The 20,292-nt window shown below is 38.8% G+C and carries 24 protein-coding genes, 1 pseudogene and 1 riboswitch; of the genes and pseudogenes, 5 read left to right on the forward strand and 20 right to left on the reverse strand.

Features of this window, described 5'->3' with window-relative positions; genetic code table 11:
* Positions 1-10: 10 nt before the first annotated feature.
* The 13 genes from BK580_RS21090 to BK580_RS21150 form a co-directional block, all read right to left on the reverse strand.
* Complete coding sequence (locus BK580_RS21090; RefSeq protein WP_078382239.1) at positions 11-727, reverse strand: GNAT family N-acetyltransferase; 717 nt, start codon at positions 725-727, stop codon at positions 11-13.
* A gap of 129 nt (positions 728-856) precedes the next feature.
* Complete coding sequence (locus BK580_RS21095; RefSeq protein ID WP_078382240.1) at positions 857-2,113, reverse strand: CYP152 family fatty-acid peroxygenase CypC; 1,257 nt, start codon at positions 2,111-2,113, stop codon at positions 857-859.
* Between the two features lie 73 nt (positions 2,114-2,186).
* Entirely contained in the window at positions 2,187-2,621 is a 435-nt protein-coding gene (locus BK580_RS21100) for a YhfM domain-containing protein (RefSeq protein ID WP_078382241.1), read from the reverse strand.
* Positions 2,622-2,652: 31 nt separating this feature from the next.
* Positions 2,653-3,192, reverse strand: a complete 540-nt coding sequence (locus BK580_RS21105; protein ID WP_078382242.1) for a short-chain dehydrogenase — start codon at positions 3,190-3,192, stop codon at positions 2,653-2,655.
* A gap of 15 nt (positions 3,193-3,207) precedes the next feature.
* Positions 3,208-3,768, reverse strand: a complete 561-nt coding sequence (locus BK580_RS21110) for a GNAT family N-acetyltransferase (protein ID WP_078382243.1) — start codon at positions 3,766-3,768, stop codon at positions 3,208-3,210.
* A 1-nt stretch (position 3,769) separates the two neighbouring features.
* Positions 3,770-4,141 carry a YybH family protein gene (locus BK580_RS21115; protein ID WP_078382244.1) on the reverse strand — a complete coding sequence of 124 codons (372 nt, stop codon included), beginning with the start codon at positions 4,139-4,141 and terminating at the stop codon, positions 3,770-3,772.
* A 73-nt stretch (positions 4,142-4,214) separates the two neighbouring features.
* Positions 4,215-4,610 (reverse strand): VOC family protein, encoded by a 396-nt coding sequence (locus BK580_RS21120; protein ID WP_328589079.1) that lies wholly within the window; start codon positions 4,608-4,610, stop codon positions 4,215-4,217.
* A 47-nt stretch (positions 4,611-4,657) separates the two neighbouring features.
* Positions 4,658-5,131, reverse strand: coding sequence for a DinB family protein (locus BK580_RS21125; protein WP_078382245.1), 474 nt, complete (start codon positions 5,129-5,131; stop codon positions 4,658-4,660).
* 25 nt (positions 5,132-5,156) lie between these two features.
* Positions 5,157-5,393, reverse strand: a complete 237-nt coding sequence (locus tag BK580_RS21130; protein ID WP_078382246.1) for a DUF3977 family protein — start codon at positions 5,391-5,393, stop codon at positions 5,157-5,159.
* 13 nt (positions 5,394-5,406) lie between these two features.
* Positions 5,407-5,943, reverse strand: a complete 537-nt coding sequence (locus BK580_RS21135; protein ID WP_078382247.1) for a GNAT family N-acetyltransferase — start codon at positions 5,941-5,943, stop codon at positions 5,407-5,409.
* Between the two features lie 189 nt (positions 5,944-6,132).
* The gene (locus BK580_RS21140; protein ID WP_078382248.1) at positions 6,133-6,480 is read right to left on the reverse strand and encodes a DUF3147 family protein; all 348 of its coding nucleotides are present in this window, start codon (positions 6,478-6,480) and stop codon (positions 6,133-6,135) included.
* A complete protein-coding gene (locus tag BK580_RS21145; RefSeq protein WP_078382249.1) occupies positions 6,471-6,884 on the reverse strand; it encodes a MarR family winged helix-turn-helix transcriptional regulator in 414 nt (137 codons plus the stop codon). The genes BK580_RS21140 and BK580_RS21145 overlap by 10 nt, the downstream gene beginning before the upstream one ends.
* Positions 6,885-7,128: 244 nt before the next feature.
* Entirely contained in the window at positions 7,129-7,788 is a 660-nt protein-coding gene (locus tag BK580_RS21150) for a pentapeptide repeat-containing protein (protein ID WP_078382250.1), read from the reverse strand.
* Between the two features lie 169 nt (positions 7,789-7,957).
* Between BK580_RS21150 and BK580_RS21155 the strand changes: the two genes are divergently transcribed.
* Entirely contained in the window at positions 7,958-8,821 is an 864-nt protein-coding gene (locus BK580_RS21155; RefSeq protein WP_078382251.1) for a phosphotransferase, read from the forward strand.
* A gap of 102 nt (positions 8,822-8,923) precedes the next feature.
* The gene (locus BK580_RS21160) at positions 8,924-9,757 is read left to right on the forward strand and encodes a MerR family transcriptional regulator (RefSeq protein WP_078382252.1); all 834 of its coding nucleotides are present in this window, start codon (positions 8,924-8,926) and stop codon (positions 9,755-9,757) included.
* Between the two features lie 115 nt (positions 9,758-9,872).
* On the opposite strand, the pseudogene BK580_RS21165 reads toward BK580_RS21160, so the two are convergent.
* Together BK580_RS21165 and BK580_RS21170 are read right to left on the reverse strand one after the other, a co-directional pair.
* Positions 9,873-10,181, reverse strand: a pseudogene (locus BK580_RS21165) (ATP-binding cassette domain-containing protein); the annotation flags it as partial.
* A 486-nt stretch (positions 10,182-10,667) separates the two neighbouring features.
* Positions 10,668-11,303, reverse strand: a complete 636-nt coding sequence (locus BK580_RS21170) for a TetR/AcrR family transcriptional regulator (protein WP_078382254.1) — start codon at positions 11,301-11,303, stop codon at positions 10,668-10,670.
* 218 nt (positions 11,304-11,521) lie between these two features.
* Between BK580_RS21170 and BK580_RS21175 the strand changes: the two genes are divergently transcribed.
* The 3 genes from BK580_RS21175 to BK580_RS21185 all read left to right on the forward strand — a co-directional run bounded on the left by BK580_RS21175 (position 11,522) and on the right by BK580_RS21185 (position 13,388).
* Positions 11,522-12,241, forward strand: a complete 720-nt coding sequence (locus tag BK580_RS21175; RefSeq protein WP_169865192.1) for a DsbA family oxidoreductase — start codon at positions 11,522-11,524, stop codon at positions 12,239-12,241.
* A 311-nt stretch (positions 12,242-12,552) separates the two neighbouring features.
* Positions 12,553-12,659: riboswitch (SAM riboswitch) on the reverse strand.
* A gap of 210 nt (positions 12,660-12,869) precedes the next feature.
* Positions 12,870-13,076: a zinc ribbon domain-containing protein gene (locus BK580_RS21180; RefSeq protein WP_078382256.1), complete on the forward strand. Its 207-nt coding sequence runs from the start codon at positions 12,870-12,872 to the stop codon at positions 13,074-13,076.
* A 3-nt stretch (positions 13,077-13,079) separates the two neighbouring features.
* The gene (locus BK580_RS21185) at positions 13,080-13,388 is read left to right on the forward strand and encodes a hypothetical protein (RefSeq protein ID WP_078382257.1); all 309 of its coding nucleotides are present in this window, start codon (positions 13,080-13,082) and stop codon (positions 13,386-13,388) included.
* A 473-nt stretch (positions 13,389-13,861) separates the two neighbouring features.
* Here BK580_RS21185 and BK580_RS21195 read toward each other — a convergent pair whose 3' ends face one another.
* The 5 genes from BK580_RS21195 to BK580_RS21215 all read right to left on the reverse strand — a co-directional run bounded on the left by BK580_RS21195 (position 13,862) and on the right by BK580_RS21215 (position 20,230).
* Positions 13,862-16,639 (reverse strand): ABC transporter permease, encoded by a 2,778-nt coding sequence (locus BK580_RS21195; protein ID WP_078382259.1) that lies wholly within the window; start codon positions 16,637-16,639, stop codon positions 13,862-13,864.
* Positions 16,636-17,355, reverse strand: a complete 720-nt coding sequence (locus BK580_RS21200; RefSeq protein ID WP_211279057.1) for an ABC transporter ATP-binding protein — start codon at positions 17,353-17,355, stop codon at positions 16,636-16,638. The genes BK580_RS21195 and BK580_RS21200 overlap by 4 nt, the downstream gene beginning before the upstream one ends.
* A gap of 91 nt (positions 17,356-17,446) precedes the next feature.
* Positions 17,447-18,427 carry a sensor histidine kinase gene (locus tag BK580_RS21205; RefSeq protein ID WP_169865195.1) on the reverse strand — a complete coding sequence of 327 codons (981 nt, stop codon included), beginning with the start codon at positions 18,425-18,427 and terminating at the stop codon, positions 17,447-17,449.
* Entirely contained in the window at positions 18,424-19,116 is a 693-nt protein-coding gene (locus BK580_RS21210; RefSeq protein ID WP_078382261.1) for a response regulator transcription factor, read from the reverse strand. The genes BK580_RS21205 and BK580_RS21210 overlap by 4 nt, the downstream gene beginning before the upstream one ends.
* A gap of 73 nt (positions 19,117-19,189) precedes the next feature.
* Positions 19,190-20,230 (reverse strand): serine hydrolase domain-containing protein, encoded by a 1,041-nt coding sequence (locus tag BK580_RS21215; RefSeq protein ID WP_078382262.1) that lies wholly within the window; start codon positions 20,228-20,230, stop codon positions 19,190-19,192.
* Positions 20,231-20,292: the final 62 nt, after the last annotated feature.

The following is a 20,292-nucleotide window of genomic DNA, read 5'->3' on the forward strand; positions in this document are numbered from 1 at the left end:
TTTGTTCCATCTATTTTATAAACTCCAATGTAATTACAGTATGCTTCAGAGAACAACCATTTGCATTCATTATTCTTCTCATCGGAGTATTTTCGATTCCGGTTGCTCCTAAATAAGATTTAGCATCAAAATCATTTACTAATCTGGATAATCCTATTAAATGTAACTTCTTCCCATAACCTTTTCTAGTAAACTTCGGATGTATTCCAATCCAAAAGATGCGCCCTTCGCTTTCTGTATCTGGCTCAATATGTGGAAACACTACACCAACTGGTTCACCTTTCACTTTGTAAACGGTATACATCTTATTTACTTGTGCTGGCAATTCCGTTTCCATATTCATTAGGAACCTTTCTGCTTCCCTAACGTCTCTATCCATAACATCAGCCAAAAATGAAATGGACACAGATTCAGTCGGGGACCAGGTTTCATAGTCCATTGCGCTTAATTCTCTAGAGAGATGAAATTCCTTTGAGTATATTACTCTTTCACCAATTGTTATCATCGTTTCATTAGTCCGTGTTAATTTATTTAATAGTAATCTAGGGCATTCAAATCTTACTTTTTGAAAACAGCTCTTTTTCATTTCAGACAATAGCTTTATTATGTATTCATCTATTTCCTTAATTTGACGAAGATCCTCTTCATGCGTTTCTAACATAATTCCATATTCATTTTTAATAGAACGGACTCCCAATTTTCTAAGGCTTTCTAAAACGGAATTCATTATTCTCTCCCCTTCTAACTATGTTATGTTCGACTTAAGCTATCATTTCCCTCCTTTTTCCGATATAAGCAATAGTTAGATTTCCACGCAAAAAAATTGTCTATTCGATTACATAGACACTTTTGCTAGTTATTTTGCTTTTACATTTGTTATGAGAAATTTACTCTTTGGCAGGGTTGGCATTCGTACTAAGCTATACCTTAAATCTTGTTTGGCAGGTACCGTATACTCAATTTTTCCAGTTAAAAATTTAATGCTTTCCTTTATTACCTCAATGGTCACGTTCTCTCCCGGACAACGATGTCCTTTTACTTCATCTCCACCACCCTGTGGGATAAGATCAAACAAATTACCATCCCAATCATAAAAGCGCTCTGGACGGAATTCATTGGGATTTCCCCATATCCTTTCATCATGATTGGTTCCGTACATATCAAGCAGCACCAAATCTCCTTCTGTAAATTCATGCTGTGCCCAAGTAAAATCTCTCCGAACCCGCGCTCCTAAAAAAGGACCAAATGGATAGAATCGGCGAATTTCTTGCACAAACATCTCTAGGTAATCTTTGTCGCCTAATTGCAGCTTTTCCTTACATTCTGGATACTCATATATAGCTAAGGCTCCAAAAGTAATGTAGGTGGCAATCGCCACAATGGGTCGCAGTACATTGATGAGTTCAATGGCAGCCATGTTCGCATCCAATTGCTCTCCACTTTGCTCTTGATGAAATGCCATGGAATAAGCAGCTGTATCTTTTGGTGCTTCTAGCTTTCCAGCTCGTATATCCTCAATTACTTCTCTTATCCAGTTCTCGCCTCTTCTACGCGCCTTCATTCCTTGCCAATGTCTTGGTCCAACAGCTCCAAAAGCATCAACCATTAGACCAAAATCCTCCGCCCGATTCCTTACTTCTTTTTCATCTAAGGGAACGCCTGCCCACTGACAGGCAACTCGACAAAGTAATTCCTGAGCTTCATCGAAAAGTACTACCTCTTCCTTCTCTTCTAATTCTTTCCCTTTCTTGATCCACTCGCTTCGTAACAGTTTCTTTAATAACTCAACACGCTCAGGCGTCATTAGAGACAAAAAAAGCAGCTTACGATGTGTATGCGCTGAGCCATCCATTGTTTGAATAGCATTTTCTCCAAACAATGTCTTTTGAATCCTTTTCGGAGCAGCACCTTTGCGACGAAAACGTTCATTATCATAAAAAACCTTTGCTGCTTCTTCTCCACTCATACAAACTACCTTTTCCCCCATAAGTCGGGTTTGAAAAATATCTGAATCATATTTACGACAGCGATTTTGAATAAATTCATAGCCTTCCATTATCAGAGCAAGACTATTATCTAATGTTTTATCCTGTGGGATTTCTTGTTTGTGCATTATATGGTAGAGGCCTCCTTGAGTAGATGATACGTCCTTGTAAAACTCTACCCAAAGATGGGAGGGAATAATCTTATTGCTCTTCCAGAATATAAGACCTTAACTTATTAGTTGTTTTAGCTGAAGTGCTATACACCTCTTCTCCCATCATGTACATTAAATAACTCGGTTTATCCTTATCTCCTAGCCATATGTGGAGCCCATGAGTTGGCAATCGCCCACCATCAGCCGTTTCTTCGTACTGGATCATTACGTCGTAGTCAGGGTTTGATAGTGTGCTCTCACCTCTTTGCTTACGAGCTGTTGTTATAACCTCTTCAAAAAATGCAATTGATTCTTTATTAGTAAAAGAAATCAGGATATCTTCATTTATATCTCCTACTCCGTTAGATTCCGAAAGATTTACCTCTTCAATTACAGCATCTAAAAGAACCATCGTTTCAGACGGGAAGGTTTGACAGCCCCCGATTAAAACACATACAACTATTAACCCTAAATTCATTATCATTCTCACTATACTTCACCTCTAGAAATTCCACTCAAGGTCGCTTCTCCCACGGCTCTAACACACCTACAACACTAACCGCTCTGCCACTTTCTATCGCAGCAATAACACCACTTGATATTTCCTCATTGGTTAGCCACCTCGATGATTCTCCTTGTAAAATAAAGCCCAATTGTACTTGATGATAGCTACAATTTTCTGGAACCTGAACATTTTTCTTGATGTCACTTATATTCGCACTACTCCCAAGTACATGATACAATTCCCACTTCTCTTGATCAGAGGCTAAGGTAGACGTCACAATACCCAGTGCATCTGGAGCATCAGAATGAATCCAAGCAACCACCAAATCTATTTTTCCTTGAAGCTTCATCAATTGCTCTTTTAATTCTTCACTATTTTTATAGTCTAGTAAAATAGGAGTGATAAAATTGGGGGTATTACATTCCATCATTAACCTTTTCATTTTGTTAGAATTTCTTGCAATGACTGAAACATGATAGCCCTGTTCTGTTAACCAGAGAGTCGTGTTTTTTAACATCCCTGTTCCACCAATGACCAACGCATGCTTCACGAATTCGCCCCCTCTTTACTTAGTTTTTGCATAGATGCATGTATCCCGTAATTCATTGTCGACATTGACGGCATCATTTTTCAAGATTCCTTCAAGCGCGAAACCTAATCGATCTGGAACCGCTCGACTTTTCACATTAGTAGAATCACATCTTATTTCTATTCTTCGTGCATGTAATTGTTCAAAGGCAAAACGACAGATTCCTTCCACAGCTTCGGTTACATAGCCTTTTCCACTAAAACGGGAATCCACCCAATATCCGATTTCAAACTTCGGAACCGACCAATCGATTCGATGCAGTCCAGAAGAAGCAACGAGTTCCCCAGTTTCTTTTAAAAAGACGAGTAATCGTAAATCTTCCCTTTTAAGAAAACGAATATGACTTTCTCTAATATTCCCTTCCACATCTTCTTCTGTTTGTGTTTGGTTAGCAAATGGCATCCACGGCTTTAAATCTTGTAGGGAATGCATAATAGCTTGATAGACTGCGGCACCATCACCCGGTATAGGCATTCTAATTAGTAGTCTTTCCGTTGTGAACTCTGCTGGAAAATCTTTTAATATCGGTTTCTTCATTTCACTTCACTCCTTTACTTAGATGTTCGTGTAATAGCTTCCATTCCCCATCAGCATCTTTAGTAAAAATATTCGTTGCTCTCCCACTCCCTGTGACAAAATCTCCGTTATAGTAGCCTTCATAGTGATAGGAATAGATGCATGTGGCCGAATGCTGATCAACTGTTAGCCACGTTACTTCCTGTGCAGAGTATACCTCTTCCTTAATAACATTCCAGGCGTTTTCGAAATATGCTTGAACTTCCTCTATAGATGTGCAAGTTTGATTGGTGAACCAATATGTTGGATTATCATTTAGCAGTACTTTCACATTGTTAAAATCATGAGTATTAGTTGCTTCAATATACTTCGCTAACGCTACTTTATAATCCATCTCCACACTCCCTGTTTACATTCATTTATAAAAAATACAGCCAAATGAAGAAGGCTGTATTTTTTCAAGTCGATTATTTGTTCAGCTCTTCCTGATCCACATTAAACTCAATCAGATTACGATCTGGATCCATACAGAAAATCTGGGCAAATCCACTTTTCCCGAATCGCTTTTCAAGCACTTCAATTCCCTTATCCTTTAAATACTGTAATGTTTCTTCAAAATCCTTTACCCGAATCGCCATATGACCATCTCTACTATCAATTTTGCCACTAGAACGCAACGTTTCGGCATGTTTATTTTCAATCAAATGAAGCTGGGCACTTCCCATTTGGTACCAAGCACCGGGGAAATCGAAGTCTGGTCGCTTTAATTCTGGAAACCCTAAAAGCGTTCCATAAAAATGCTTCGCTTTTTCTATATTGGTAACGGATAAACTTATATGGTGAAAATCGTCTAGAACAATCACCCGATCACTTCCCTATAAAGAATTTAACTTAGTATAACATTTCTCCTTCACTTCCAACTCCTTTGAAGCTTACGGATATAAATGATTTGTCCGATGTGATAGGCATTATGCGTTGCAGCATTCCCAAGGATCTCCCACCACTTCGCAGGTTCAGGAAACCCACTGACATCCGCTTCCACTTTCTCTTCAGTCAAAAGATCTTGCCAATGTAGAAGCACTTCTACTAATTCCTCTTTCAAACTATCAAAAGTTTGATTCTCAGACATAATGAAGCTTTTATTATTGTCCCCAATAGAAGGCACAGCATTGACGTGGGCTTCTTGATAACGCGTCTGCCAAGTCTTATTCCAATATAATAAATGTTGGACAATCTCTGCTATACTATTACTCTCTTCGCTTGGCTTAAAAAAGGCATCCTCTTCCGATAAACCTTCTACAGATTCCAAAAACGACACATACCAGCTTGGATCATTGGCATTCGCTAACAATTGATTGGCTAACAACTCTTTAACATGAACGATTGGTATCCACTCCTAGTAAAGTATTTTAGGTACTGACAACACCTATAATTATTTTAAACGCATTACGCTTCTTCTTCCCTTTTTTCAACCCTTCCTTTAAATCGATAATCCAAACATTTTTTCCAATCCATATTCTCATGTACAGAGAGTGAAATTTCACTGGACCAACTATGCCCTTCTCTTCATATTCACTACCATCCTCTAATTCTGTTTCTGTTCTCATTAACCAGATGTTACCTATCCCAAACTCAATATATTTCAGAGATAACGCTCCCTTATCTTGATTTAAAATAATCCTCTTTCAACAACCCATAATAAGCCAAATCGACATACCTTCCAAACCTTTTAGCATGTTGCTTCCATGTTCCTTCGTACTTCATTCCAACCTTCTCCATGATACGCCATGAACCCGGATTATCAGTAAAAGCACCGGCGTAGATCTTATTTAAGTTCAGCTCTTCAAAACCATAGTCAATAATTGATTTAGCCGCCTCTGTTCCAAACCCTTGTCCCCAATAAGGTCGTCCTACCCAATATCCTAGTTCTCCGCGCTCATAAACACTCGTTAATTTAATATTTATCAAGCCTATTAAACTATTACTCTCTTTTACTACTATTGCATAAAGTAACAAGTCTTTTGCTTTACTTGTACTTTCAATGAACTCAACTGCCCCGCCTTGTGGATAAGGGTGGGGCACCGTTAAGGTTGTCTTTGCTAATTCATAGTCACTAGCTAACTCTTCAATACGGTGTGCATCTTCTTTTTGAAGCGGACGTAATAATAGTCTCTTTGTTTCTTGTAATCTATCCATAGCTATTCTCCCTGTTGGTTTATTTCTTAATTTTAGCATTTATCAGATATTTAATCACACAGATAGATATATTTTTCAACCTAACTGCCATGAGCTACAGCATTCATTGAGATAGTACTCAATTGAGTCATAGAACTTGAAATGTATTTTGTACAATTTGTCATTTTTCTTCTCTATTTTCTTTAAGGTCTAAAATGCCTTTTTAAAGTAATCCATTAAGAACTCTTGTATCATAATCAAAAGAAACCAGCCACCTATCCCTAGTCCAATAGCTAGATACAAAGAAACTGAATGCTTTAAAGCTACATAAACAATGATTAATAGAAGGGCCGTTGCAGGAAATCCCCAAAGCACACCTAATGCAAATTTACTCAAAGTAGCACTATTTTCACCTTGTACGGATAACCAAAAAATACTTAGCAAACTAACTAACGGAAGCGCAGCTACTATTCCTCCGTATGTCGGAAATCTCCTTGCTAATTCTGTTACAAAGCCAATTACGATTGCAGACACAAGGATTTTCGCGATTACATACATTGTTTTGCGTTCTCACTTAACAGTTTAAATGCTTTTTCTATTAAATACTTCTCTTCTTCATCAAAATTCTCAAATAGCTTTTCTAACTTTGCTTCATCTAAACTAGTATTACGCTGTAAAATCTCTACCCCAAATTCTGTCAGTCCAAGCACTACTTTCCGTTCGTCCTTTTGATCTCTCTTCTTATATAAATAGCCTTTTTCTATGCTTCGTTTTACATGCTCCGAAGCTGTGTTTGGCGATACATTTAGATAGGTAGCGATTTCTGCTATACCTACATTCTCACGTTTTTCCACAAGTTGTAGGATTCGAACTACTTGATGCGTTACTTTTTCCTTATGGGTGTAATGTAGGTGAAAATAAATATCTGTCCAATATTGGTTTAGGTTTTCGGGTGTAATCATTTATGGGTTCTCCTTTATGTCTTTTCTTACGATTATATCTTATAATACGATATAATTACAAATAATCTAGCCTACTACTTCATCGATTGGCTAAAATAGTGGAGCAATATTACCTTTGCTCACCTAGTTTAAGGGGAGGATTCCAATCTAAATCGAAGTTGAAAATCAACTCCCCTCCTTATAAAAAAAAAGTTGATTCGAAAAGGAAAATCATCATTCCCTTCAAATCAACTTCATAAAACTACTATTCTCCATTACCTGTTTCATTAACTACCAAGCCCAATGCCCTCGCAAATCCAATCGCCTGTTCAGATGACACGATGCAGCCTTCTAATTTATCAAAAGAAATGACAAGCTTTTCAAAGGCACAACTACTTAGGTCCATTCCCTGTAGCTCCACACCTGTAAGATTAACTTCATTTATGTCACATTCCTGAAGCTCCACTTTTTTTAACGTTGATTCATATAAATCTGCATGAAGCATGGAGCATTTTTGGAAGCGCACTTCTTTACAATTGGATAGTCCTAGTGCAAGATAATTCGCCATACAAGAATCGAACAAAATGTTTCTAAGCGTCGCTCCTGAGAAGTTCCCCCCTATTATTTTGCAGTTTTTCATTTCCACTCGATGAAAGACAGCCTCGCTAAAATCCACATTCGATAAATTACAATTTTCAAAGACAACATCTGTTAGTTCCACCTGATTGAAAGAAATGCCTTCCATTGATACATTTTCAAAATGAACCTGCTCGATATATACCTTACCTTCCCATTCGCCATCGATTGTACATTCGGAAACCAAGCCATTAGATATGTACTGTTCTTCCTCTAGCTCGTTGATGATTTCGAGTGATGGTAAGTATCGCGGCAGTTTCGGTTTTAGAATCTTTACTTTTGATTTCATTGTTAGTTCCCCTTTTTATCCCTATTCTAATTATTCTCTAGTTTTCTTCAAAGTAGGTAAATTTAATTCTTAACCAATTCTAGCTATTTTTACTGATAGATAGTAATAGTTTATATACCATGATAACATAAATTAAATTCTTAATTCTCTAACAAAGGAGCCTCTTTATATGTCACTAAACGATGAAGTAAAAACCTTGATTACATCCCTCCAAACCAATGGAATTATCCCAATAAACGATTATGACATCACCAAAATGAAAGGAACGACCGACGGGGTTGTGTATATCATCCAAGATAGAAACCAACCAAAATATGTCCTAAAACTTGACCATCCACAACAGAACTCTTTTGCCTTTCAATTCCTAGATACTTATTCAAATATACGAGTTTTACCTAAACTTTTAGAAGTCGCACCAGACTATCAATATATTTTGTATACATATTTAAATGGAACTACTCATTTCAATCGCGGTTCCAAGAAGGAGTGGCTTACTTTATTAGTGAAGGAGCTTTTTAACCACTATCAGAGAAGTGATTCTAATTCTAATTGGGGACGTTTCGATATTCCACGAACGTCGTGGCATGAGTTTAATTTACATAGTATAGAATGGGCACGGGAAAGTGTGGCGAGCATTTTGCCTAATGAGGATTACGCTACAGTGCGAACATTAGTAGACGAGCTGTCTGCTTTTGAAACAAAAGAAGACAAATTTCTCTTACATGGTGATACCGGCGTGCATAATTTTACTTTTCTTGATCAAAAGCTTACCGGAGTGATTGATCCATCTCCTATGATTGGACCAGTGATTTATGATTTCACGTATGCTTTTTGTTCCTCTCCAGATGATTTGAATAGAGAAACGTTGTTAGATACGTTTTCTCACTTGAATCTAGTTAGCATGGATCAAACTAGACTGATAAAAGAAGTAATCGTTCAGTTATATACTCGGATTGGCATTTGTGCACGTGTGCATCCTCAAGATTTAGCAGATTATGTAGTGGCTTGGGATTATTGGAAAAAGCAGCTTTAAATCTCATCGTTCTCTATTGACTCTCGGGTTACCCGAGACACTATGATGAAATTAGACGGCAGCGGTGCACATCTGTAAAGTCTGTTTGTAGAGGTGAAAGCAATGTTAAAGATTGGTGAATTTTCAAAAGTGAGCGGGCTCTCGATTCATACGCTATATCATTACGAAAGCCTTGGTATTTTGGAGCCATGTCATGTCGATCCGAGGACGAATTATCGCTATTATGAAGCTGCTCAGCTAGTGACGATGAATAAAGTGTTAGCTTTAAAAGATGCTGGATTTTCTCTTACTGAGATAGCAAATTTTTTAGAGGATGCTCCTGTGAACCAACAACTCCTTAATATGCTAGAGTCAAAAGCTGATTCCCTTGAAAAGCTTCTAGAAGCTGAGGCAAACAGGCTAGAACGTCTCCGTACCAATATTTTTTTAATAAAAAATGGAGGGTTACCGATGACGAATGACATTTCGATTAAAAAAGTGGAACCTATTTTAGTGGCAACTGTAAGAGACGTGTGTGAGAAAAACAGTAAGGATCAATTCGATCAGCTCTGTGAAAATCTTTGGGGCAGGGTAAATGAGTACATTGACCAATCTGCCGTTAAACGAACCATTCCATGTATGACGCTTTACCATAGTGGATTATACATTCATACAGACGCTGCAATAGATATAGAGGTAGCGGAGCCAATTACAAAGGTTATTCCAGAAAGTGCAGACGTCCTAGTTTACGAACTACCTGCTATAGAAAAAATGGCCTGCGTCGTTCACCAAGGTCCGTTCTCGACTATTGGGAATACTTCTAGACGAATGTTCCAATGGATTGCAGAAAACGGCTATACGGTTTGCGGTCCTGTGCGAGAGATTTATCATAAAGGGGATTGGATGACAGATGACGTTAATGAATATGTGACAGAGTTGCAGGTGCCTGTGAGCTAGTTTGTAAAAAGAAAAATCCTCTGTTATAGATTTTTCTATCTATAACAGAGGTGACATTAAATATAATTTACTATTTAATATTTCCTGGTAGCCACTTAGGATTTAATTCTACAGCATCTAAAGAGATTCCACCATCTTCTATTAAGACCACTCTATCTGCAAAAATAACCGCTTCGCTGACATCATGCGTTACTAATATAGATGTGAAGCCTTGTTGTTCCCAAAGCTTTTCAATTAACTCTTGCATTTCTATTCGCGTTAAAGCATCCAATGCCCCAAGTGGTCCATCAAATAGTATTAATTCCGGGTCTCCCGCTAATGCTCTCGCTAAAGATACTCGTTGCTTTTGCCCACCTGATAATACAGCTGGCCAATCATTCTTTTTCTCTAAAAGTCCTACATTATTCAAAGCTTCTTCTGCTTTAATGTGGTTGGAATTTCCGACTTAGTGTGCTAACAGGGAAGATTGTTGAAGACGAAGTTAAAAATAAATAAATTGTTAAGCAAGACAAAATGTTAGGGGATGTTACTGCTATCCTGGTATTTGATTTTCCATTCTCCTACCTGTCCTTAAGGCCGAAGAGCTTCGACTTAAACGATTATAAGACTAAAACTGGACGCGGGGGAATATATAATCAGTCGCTGCATCTCTAAATTAGGCTACGGCCGTTTTCCGTATGACCTTATTTGACATCGTTTAAGCGCTCTTCCAGATGGTCACGTGTTTTGGCGATGTCATGCAACATGCCCATGTCCATGACGACTTGAAAATGCTCTTATAAACCGCATTATCCCAAGAGGCCAAACCGTAAAATTGGCCCTGGTTCTGATCGACGCACTTCATGCTGAACATGAGATCGCACGACGCGTCGAATACACGCTCTAGCACCAGTAAATCTACTCAAATTTATCACTTTTTGTCATCTGTGATGGCATGATTGCTGCTAACAGGGTCAGGTGTACGGCTGATCGGGCTCCGATTAAAGAGAAGGGAAAAATTTATTTCAAGGATGTCCCATAATTGTTGGGCCATTACTTTTGGAGAATAAGGCATATTATTTTTGATCCACCATTCCACCACACCGACGAAAGCAGACGCCATATATTGAATGGCAACCTCTTTTCCACTCTCATGCTCAATTTCCCCGTTCTTCAAGCGCTTGGTCATTCCATTCATAACCATCAAATCCAATTGTTCCTTAAAACAGCTTATCCCTTTATTGCTAAGTATGGAGGAATAAAATAAAAAATGTTCCTCAAGATATTGAAACATAGGCAGCGGGGAATGAACGACATCTAACCGAACTTCGCCAGTATTCGACAAAGTGCAAAAGTTTAACATTTCATTCAAATGCTCTTTTATACATTGATCGAGCAAATCATATTTGTCCGAGTAGTGAAGATAAAGTGTTCCCCTGTTAAGATTAGCTTTTTCAGAAATATCGTTAATCGTAATATGTTCAAAGTCTTTCTCAAACATCAACTCAATTAGAGCTTTTTGGAGGGCTTCCCTTGTTTTAATGATCCTTCTGTCTACTTTAGACATGCTGAACAACCTCCTATCTCGAAAAATAATGAACAAAATCTATTCATATGTTGATTAGTTAACAAAAGTCGGGTTTTTACCGATTGAGATTTCGTTATTGTCTTTCTATAATGTTAATCAATACATGTTAATTAATCAAATATAGTCGACTAGTTATGAAGCAATTAATATGTAGAGATACACAGTTATGCAATTCACAGGAAAGAGGCGAAGGAACGATGAAAATAGAGGTTTGGTCTGATGTGATGTGTCCGTTGTGCTATATTGGCAAAACTAATCTGGAAACAGCCCTTGAGCAGTTCGAACATAAGGCTGAAGTGGAAATAGTCTACAGACCGTTCCAGCTGTTCCCATATGCTCCGAGCAACACCGGCAAAAATTATTATGAGTGGACTGCCGAAATTCATGGAGGGGGAATCACCGCTGACTATGTGAAAGAAGGGAATAAATCGGTGATCAGGATGGGCCATGATATCGGACTCACTTATAATCTCGACACATTGATTCCGTCAAATACGACCGATGCTCTTCGTGTGGCCATTTATGCACAAGAACAGGACAGAGCAGGGGAGTGGATGGCTCAGGTGTATAAAGCCTATTTTACAGAATCATTGGATATCGGCGATTACGACACACTTGCCAGGCTTGCGGGCGAGAGCGGTCTTGATTCCAAGGAAGTTCTTAATATGCTGAACGGCGATAAATACAAGGATACGGTAAGGAAAGAGCGGCAGAACGGGTCCAAGATCGGAATTTCAGGCACACCGTTCTATATCCTTAATGATAAGTATGCCTTATCAGGGGTCAGGTCAAGCAACGCGTTCCTTGAGGTCCTTGAACAAGTGTGGAGAGAAGAGCATCCTCTACAGATGCTTGACTCGGTTTCCCAAGATGATTCCGAAAGCGGTCTGTGCGGGGATGGGACTTGTAAGGTATAAGAGGAAAATTGATGGTTGACGAGCGCGGCATGTGCTTTATAGGCTCTGATTTTAATAAAGTAATAGCTAAAAAAAATTACTGAAGGTCAGATGATAATGATTCAAAAGAAAAAGCAATAAGTTTATCTATAGAAAATTGGGAAAAGGGAAACAACTGAATTACAAATCTCGTAATTAAATGATTTAATCAAACTAGTTTCAATATTTGAAATTTAGTAGCGTTTATTGTAAAGTATAATCGCTCCTTTTAAGTAAGCCCCCCTCGAGATATTATATAATAAGTCGAGGGGGGCTTTTCTGTATTTATCCTCCTCTTATCTGTCCAGAGCATGCTCTGATGGAATTAGCACCATTCAGTCTATCGACTGCGGTTGCTGAGGTTTCGTAGGGCCAGACCCTCCACCTCTCTTGATAAGAAGTACTCACTATATAGTTTAATTAATTCATAGTTAGTAGGTAAGTTTAATTGCTTATTAGCATAACAGGGAAATTCTCATTTCACAAGTTATTTTTTGAAAATTTAAACTTTAACCTTATTGTCGAATAGAATTTGAAACCCAAAAAACTTAATAACGTAATACTATTAGGGATTACGTTCCCCACTTATGAATACACGGAGGGAAATTCAATGAAAAAACAAGGTTGCATTAAATGCGGAGCTAACGATGCTGCTACTAAAGAGATTGCCACTACAGGGACTGGATTGTCCAAAATGTTTGATATTCAGCACAATCGTTTTCTAGTTGTTTATTGCAAAAACTGTGGTTATTCAGAATTTTATAATAAAGAAACCTCCACCGCTTCGAATGTGATTGATTTCTTTTTCGGGGGTTAATCGATGAAATTAGATCCATACATTGGGCAGATTGTATTAGTAAAAACGATGAACGGTGATATCCTATTAAGCAATATCAAAAGCAAACATTCGCCTTACGCGTATTCGATAAAGATCATCGAAAAGAACGAAAAAAATTGTGATCTAGATATAATTTTAACCGACGAAAGTATAGAAAGAATCTGTTTGTTACCAATTGAAGTGCAAAAAGGCATAGAATTAACCAGACAATACTTCCCCTTGGATAAATTTATAAATGCAGATCTTCCTTCTGAAATAGAATTTGGAAGAACGAAAAAGGACTTAGATTAATCTTAAGTAGTTCCGATTATGTGGAGAAACTTAAATTCGCATCCCAAATAACGTACATTTACGTAGTATAAATAATTAGTGAATTAACAATAAAATTAGCACACAAAAAAGCTTGGATTATCCCAAGCTTTCTGTTTTGAATGTGTCGTTCTTATTCAATTAAAGCTCACCGTTAGCGAAAGAAATCCTTTATTCATCTTTATTATCCCGTTTTAATTTTTTACTAAAAAAATAATAACCAAGGAGTATTATAACTATTACCATAACCGTCCATATAATGAAGTGACCCCATCGTTCATCCCATACAAAGTAATAGGTAAATATTAGAATACCGATAATACTTATAATTTGAAATGTGAGATAGAAAATCCTTTTATCCAAAGTTATCATCTCCCTTTTATTCACATGTTATTTACACTGTTTCTCCACAAAAACTGAACTACTTAGATTAATCTCTTAGCCCTTTATCTTTACTAACTCACATACTTCGTCGCCTCTACAGGCGAAACCTTCATCGCCTGTCTTGCTGCAACGGAAGAGACAACAGCACTTAATAAGCATGCCCCAACAAAATAGATGATTAATTTCAAGTATGGAAATTGAATGGCAAGAAGTTCTTGTTCCACCCCATCGCTTCCCATAAATGCTTCGATCATTAAGATCCCACTATAGGATCCTGCAAATAAACCAATTAACGTTCCGGTTACTCCTAAAAATAGCCCTTCTGTCCAAATCGATGCGTAAATATTTTCAGAAGAAACGCCGATGGAACGGAGAACTCCAATCGTTTGTCGGCGTTCCTTGACTACTCGGAGCATCACAATCATTAATCCAGCTAACCCAATCACAATGGCCATAGCATTAAAGCCTTCAAAAATAGTGAAAAAAGAGCGAAGAAAAGTGGTCCCAGCCTCAAATCTTTCCTTCGGGTTTTCTAAGCCTGCTAGATTATGAGTCGCTAATGTCTCCTCTAAAGCAACCTTGGCATTATTCACGTTTATTCCATTTGGCACCTTGATGAGCAACGTCGTATCAAGCTTTACTTGATTTTCACTCATGTCCACTAGACTATCCATCGATGTCCAGACACCACGTACCGCTGCATAGCTATGGGATTCGTCCTCTACATTTGCGATGCCAATAATGGTTTTCTCTACTAACACTGGTTCGCTATCCAAATGATGTGGATCCGTCACCATAATTGGATAACGATCGCCTAGCTCATAGTCTTCTATACTATATTTCAATGCTAAGTCAGAAATAATAATAGATTCACTATTGGAGATTACTGCTTCCCAAACCGCTTGTTCATTAGGAAACGTGGAATCAAAGTCCACTAGAGGGATCGCCGTTTCTTTAACAAAGTCCTGCTCCACTCCATGTACCCGCATATTATAAAATTCAGGCATATCAAAGCCTGGAACGGCCACAATCGTGTCTACATACTCACTATTTTCCCCTGCTATCTCCAGTAAAGACCTTAACTCCTCTGTTGTGTAGCGGTCGGGGTAATTCGCTATTAAATCATACCCCCCAGTTGCAATACGGGCATCAAACTTTCCAAAAAAACCGTTCATCGTTTCACTAAAAATGGCGGAAAAGCTCGTTAAAAACATGACGAACGCAAACATCGTAATGATTAATCCCGTTCGTACGCGTTGGATTAGTGGATAGCGAAAGGCCATTTGTAGTGCTGAATACACCTTTGGGAAAGCCCTACATAGTAGTAGCAGCCCTTGAACAAAAGGTCCTAGTAAAAAGACCACCGAACAAATCAAGAGAACCACTAACACAAAAGCAACGCCAAACACGACAAGTGGCAGGATAGCATTACTATCATTTAAAAACTGCTTAAAGCCCGATAAGCGAGTAAAGACAAATAACCAAATGGTTAGCATGAATAAGAATAGACCAATCATAGGTAGAACCTTAGTCTTCTTTTTATGACTATGCTTTTGTCCATGTGGTTTTAACGCTTCTACTATGGAGATAGAACCAATAGGCATAGAGAGAAAGAAAACGGATAGTCCGATTATTAAAACACCTAGCGAAAAGCTTCCAAATAGGATTCCTACATCTGGTAAAAACCGATAACCTACCGCAATGCCCTCCTCCAGCATCATAAGATTCTCTAGGACTTCATTAAGTTTATACAATAATAAGTACGCCAAGCCAGTACCGAGTGAGGTACCTATGATACTCGCCATACAGGCATAGAAAAAACCTTCCATACGAATCAGAAATTTCACATCGTTACGTGTCATTCCGATTGCCCGTAAAATGCCAAATTCCTGCTTTCGTTCCACTGCAATCATTTTAAATACGTTAAAAATCAGGGCAAATGCCGTGGCAAGTGCCGTTAAACTCGCAATCGTAAAAACAGGCAAAAGCTTCGTGCTGCCAGAAAGGGTATTTTCTAAAAGCGCATGGACGTATACCATCTCCCAAGCTCCAGCATCTATATAAAGGGAGCTCCTATCTTCCTTTTTTGGTTGTGAGGTTCCAATTAAAAGGTTAGTGTAAGCATCCTTTGCTGTAACACTCCACGCTCTAGCTGAATCGATATGTACTATGGCAGTTGCTTGCGCATTTCGGTAGCCGCGATATCCTGTCAAACCCGCTTCCGGTACGACCGCAGCGACTTTCAGTTTGATATTTTTTACGCCATCAAAGTAATAGAGGTTTGCCCCAGGTTCAACTTCAAGTTGATCGGCAGCTGTTTTTGATAAAACGATTTCATTATCTGCTATTTTCTCAGGGAGTAAATCGACACTTATGCGATCTAATTTTTGCGCTTCACTTTTTGAGAAGCCGAAGATAAAGGTCGATGACAGGCTGTTTACGACTTCCCCTTCTTCTTCATCCATACTAAATAAGGTTCCTTCAAGCCCTACTATCGGAAGCCAAGTATCCGCCATCGTCCAGGACGTTTTGGATGTGATATCCTGCACATCATGATGAGAAAAACCGCCTCCTTGTAAGCTAGGCTGAAGGTCTGCTGGAAAATCTCCAATAATCGGGCCAAGTCGCTCCTCTACCACTTTATCTACACTAGTGGAAACGGAGTGGAGTAGCAGCATGGACGATGCAATCATGGCAATCGCGATTGATGCACCAGATATCGTCCAAAAGGAAGCGGTTTTATTTTGCCAAAGCCTTCGAATCGCCATACGACGAATATGTGGATGCTTTACAAGTAGAACGATAAAATACGTGATGGCAAGGAAAGCTAAAACGGATATGAACATCATAAGCCTGTACCATTTGTGCCTGTTGATTTATTTTGCTTTATGTGAATGATTTTACCGGAATCCATGTAAAGTACGCGATTCGCTCGTTCTGCGACATTCGGATCATGTGTCACAATAATAAACGTAACCTCTTCTGTACGATTTAGTTCTTCCATTAAATCCAAGATCATATCTGTTGTTTTTCGATCGAGCGCTCCAGTTGGTTCATCTGCCCAAATAATCTGTGGTCGATTGACAATCGCTCTTGCTAATGCGACCCGTTGCTGCTGACCACCGGATAATTCTGCAGGCGAATATTTCGCTCGATCAGCTAAGCCAAATCTGGCCAATGCCGCTTCTGCTCTTGTTCGTGCTTCATATGTATCAACACCTTGTGAAAGTAATGGAAGCTCGACATTTTCCACCGCAGATAGAACAGGAATTAAGTTGTAAGATTGAAACACGAACCCCATGTTTCTTGCACGAAATCGATCGCGTTCTGCCTCCTTCATATTTTGTAGACATCTTCCATTAAGAAAAATGCTTCCTTTCGAGCTTGTATCGATACCGGACAATACGTTAAGTAACGTCGTCTTGCCACAGCCTGATGGTCCCATGACGGAAATCATTTCACCCTTTTGAATCGTTAAAGTAATTTCTTGAAGAGCATGAACTTGTTGTTCGCCTTTATCATAAATCTTCCATAAGTTTTCTACTTCTAATAATTCCATCGTCATAAATAGTCTCTCCTACTCTTTCAGTCTCCTAACCTATTTTCATCATAAAGAAAGCTTTTCAGAAACTTATGAAGAAGCTATCAAGATTTTGTCAAGATTCCGGAAAGAGCGGAAGGATAATGGTAAAACGGCTTCCCTCCTCCCTTTCGATTTCTGCCGTTAATGTACCACCATGTGCCTGGACGAATTCCTTGGCAATCGCTAACCCTAATCCCATTCCGCCCTGCTGTCGATCTCGTGATTTTTCGATCCGATAAAATCGGTGAAAAATATAGGGAAGCTCCTCCAGAGGAATGCCAGGACCTTGATCTAAAATTACAATCGTTAGGTTAGTCGAAGTCGTTGATAATTTGATTTGCACTTCCGTGTGAGCTGGACTATATCGAATCGCATTGCCAATGATATTGATCAACACTTGTTTCATTCGATTGGTATCTAAGTATATTCGAACCGGCTCCCTTTTCCTTATGTGAAGCCCTACCTCTTTATCGTCGGCAACTGGTTTTAATTGTGTCGTTACTTCTTGTAAAAATTCATTCGCTTCGACCCATGTCCGATGAAGCTGGAGCTTACCGGATTCCGCTAGACTTAGCTGTCCTAAATCCTGAATAAGACGCGACATTCTACTAATATCATCCATGATAGGTAAAAGTTGCACCGCTATTTCATCATCTGCTTTTTGTAAAACTGTTTCTAGCCTTCCACTTATCACCGTTAAAGGCGTTCGGAGTTCATGAGCAACATCTGACATCATTCGGTTCTTCAGTTCTTCTCCTTTTAAACGCTCGGTATCTAACGACAGAAGTAACTCATCCAGTAGCTCGAATTCATCCTTGGTCTTGGTCGTTTGGAGCTGTCGATTCGATAAAAGGTTGGTTAGTTTCTTCGTTAGACTGCTCGCGAGTAAAAACAAACCCGCTAACAAGAGAACTAATAGCAGCACGAAAAGCCAAATGTAAGTATCCGTACTTGTCTCTTCCTTCCCTATTTGAATGCCAATATAGAGAGATAGAAAGATTCCAACAACCAACAGACTTCCATAGCCCCATTGCAGCTTCCATTTTAACGTCATCTCATCTCTCCCCATTTATATCCGATACCAAATACCGTCAGGACATAGGCAGGATGTGAAGGGTCCTGCTCTATTTTTTTGCGGAGATTTAAAACATGTGTATCGATGGAGCGTTCATACCCAGCATATTCTTCCCCTAGTGCCTTTTCGAGTAGTTGTAAGCGGCTGTATACTCGACCAGGAGATGTCGCAAGCGTCTCTAATAGCCTGAATTCCGTTCTCGTTAATGGAATGTCTTTACCCTCTAACGTTACACGAAACTCTTCTGGAAAAATGTGAAGGGAGCCACGGGTCATCACGGCAGGCTCTTCTTTTACTCCTCCAGCTTGTTGAACTCGTCGTAAAATAACTCGGATCCGCATCGAAAGCTCTCGTAGAGAAAATGGCTTCGTTATATAATCGTCCGCCCCAACCTCCAAACCGAATAGCTTGTCTATTTCTTCTGTTTTTGCTGTTAGGAAAAGAATAGGTACTGTAGAACTTTGTCTAATAGCTCGACACACGTCTAACCCATTCTTTTTAGGAATCATCCAATCGAGAATAACGGTATCAAACGGGGAATGTTGTTGAAATAACTCGAGCGCTTGGAAGCCATCTGTCGCTTGATAAATCTCCCAACCTTCTTCTGAAAAATAGTTTACTATAAGGGCCATGATTTCTGGCTCATCTTCGACTACTAGCATTTTCATCTTAATCTAAACACCTCACATAAGAACGAGGCATCTCCCCATACCTCAGAGATACCTCTTCATCCTACTAATTTTATTCCTTTTCTATCATTAACATTTTCTCTATCTCACTTGTGACTTTATGTGGTCCACCTTCTTTATTTGATGGAATAACCATAGTCACACCTGATTCTGGATAAAAAGAAGAAGCAAAACTAACTCCTGGGTCGTATCCCATTACATGGTATTTGAAAATACGATTGTTTCTTTTCCTAATCCATATGCCATATCCATAGTGGGAATCCTCGTCCACCTCAATTACAGGAGTTAATAATCTTTGAGTCATTTCTTCATTTAATAATCGATGATGTAGCAACCCTGTCCAAAGCTTCGACATATCAAGTGCTGTGGTAAACGCCCCGCCATCTGCTCCTCCTTTGATTGGAATGGAATAGATGTTGGTTCTCCAGCTGCCGTCTTCGCTGTCGATATAGCCAGTCGCTGTATTTGCTGGCAATTGGTCTAAGGAAAAATAACCCGAATCTTGCATTTCACTTGGACCAAAAATATTCTTCTCTATATAACTAGTAAAGCTTTCACCTGAAATCTGCTCGATTACTAGCCCTAATAGAATAAATCCTGCATTGTTGTAATGAAATTTCGCGCCAGGTGGAAACATCATTTTTTGATGCTGAAACAAGGGTAAAAAATCTCGTAACTCCTTGATTTGATACATCGGATTTTGTTTCCATAGATCCTCGAAATTCTCCATTACCGCTTCATCAAAATAATCTGGAATCCCAGAGCTATGCGTTAACAGATGATGGATGGTAACGCTTTTATCAAAGTATGGTAAATCTATGGCAAGGCACTCATTTATTTTCGTTTCAACTGTTAATTTACCTGCTTGGATTAGCTGACAAATACCGATGGCTGTGAAAAGCTTGCAGCCTGAGGCAATTCCAAATCTAGTATTAATTTTATTTTTTATTTGTTCAGCTCGATTGGAGTAGCCATGTGCAGATTCATGAATCATTTCCTTACCGTTCTGAATATAAATAACACCAGAAAATTCCATTTCACTAGTAACTGTCGATACTATTTTTCCTACCTCTTTGTAATTGGTAGTTTTCATTTAAACGCACCCCTTATTAAGTTTTCCATTGGGCTAATGTGACATATAATTGTTCCATGCGG

This window comes from Sutcliffiella halmapala, from assembly GCF_002019665.1.
GTDB lineage: Bacteria > Bacillota > Bacilli > Bacillales > Bacillaceae_I > Sutcliffiella_A > Sutcliffiella_A halmapala.

Bases quoted from the DNA above. Each gene is read 5' to 3' on its own strand.
- BK580_RS21090 (WP_078382239.1), bottom strand. From the start codon at position 727: ATGAATTCCGTTTTAGAAAGCCTTAGAAAATTGGGAGTCCGTTCTATT.
- BK580_RS21095 (WP_078382240.1), bottom strand. From the start codon at position 2,113: ATGCACAAACAAGAAATCCCACAGGATAAAACATTAGATAATAGTCTT.
- BK580_RS21100 (WP_078382241.1), bottom strand. From the start codon at position 2,621: ATGATAATGAATTTAGGGTTAATAGTTGTATGTGTTTTAATCGGGGGC.
- BK580_RS21110 (WP_078382243.1), bottom strand. From the start codon at position 3,768: ATGAAGAAACCGATATTAAAAGATTTTCCAGCAGAGTTCACAACGGAA.
- BK580_RS21115 (WP_078382244.1), bottom strand. From the start codon at position 4,141: ATGGATTATAAAGTAGCGTTAGCGAAGTATATTGAAGCAACTAATACT.
- BK580_RS21135 (WP_078382247.1), bottom strand. From the start codon at position 5,943: ATGGATAGATTACAAGAAACAAAGAGACTATTATTACGTCCGCTTCAA.
- BK580_RS21140 (WP_078382248.1), bottom strand. From the start codon at position 6,480: ATGTATGTAATCGCGAAAATCCTTGTGTCTGCAATCGTAATTGGCTTT.
- BK580_RS21145 (WP_078382249.1), bottom strand. From the start codon at position 6,884: ATGATTACACCCGAAAACCTAAACCAATATTGGACAGATATTTATTTT.
- BK580_RS21150 (WP_078382250.1), bottom strand. From the start codon at position 7,788: ATGAAATCAAAAGTAAAGATTCTAAAACCGAAACTGCCGCGATACTTA.
- BK580_RS21155 (WP_078382251.1), top strand. From the start codon at position 7,958: ATGTCACTAAACGATGAAGTAAAAACCTTGATTACATCCCTCCAAACC.
- BK580_RS21160 (WP_078382252.1), top strand. From the start codon at position 8,924: ATGTTAAAGATTGGTGAATTTTCAAAAGTGAGCGGGCTCTCGATTCAT.
- BK580_RS21170 (WP_078382254.1), bottom strand. From the start codon at position 11,303: ATGTCTAAAGTAGACAGAAGGATCATTAAAACAAGGGAAGCCCTCCAA.
- BK580_RS21175 (WP_169865192.1), top strand. From the start codon at position 11,522: ATGAAAATAGAGGTTTGGTCTGATGTGATGTGTCCGTTGTGCTATATT.
- BK580_RS21180 (WP_078382256.1), top strand. From the start codon at position 12,870: ATGAAAAAACAAGGTTGCATTAAATGCGGAGCTAACGATGCTGCTACT.
- BK580_RS21185 (WP_078382257.1), top strand. From the start codon at position 13,080: ATGAAATTAGATCCATACATTGGGCAGATTGTATTAGTAAAAACGATG.
- BK580_RS21195 (WP_078382259.1), bottom strand. From the start codon at position 16,639: ATGATGTTCATATCCGTTTTAGCTTTCCTTGCCATCACGTATTTTATC.
- BK580_RS21200 (WP_211279057.1), bottom strand. From the start codon at position 17,355: ATGACGATGGAATTATTAGAAGTAGAAAACTTATGGAAGATTTATGAT.
- BK580_RS21205 (WP_169865195.1), bottom strand. From the start codon at position 18,427: ATGACGTTAAAATGGAAGCTGCAATGGGGCTATGGAAGTCTGTTGGTT.
- BK580_RS21210 (WP_078382261.1), bottom strand. From the start codon at position 19,116: ATGAAAATGCTAGTAGTCGAAGATGAGCCAGAAATCATGGCCCTTATA.
- BK580_RS21215 (WP_078382262.1), bottom strand. From the start codon at position 20,230: ATGAAAACTACCAATTACAAAGAGGTAGGAAAAATAGTATCGACAGTT.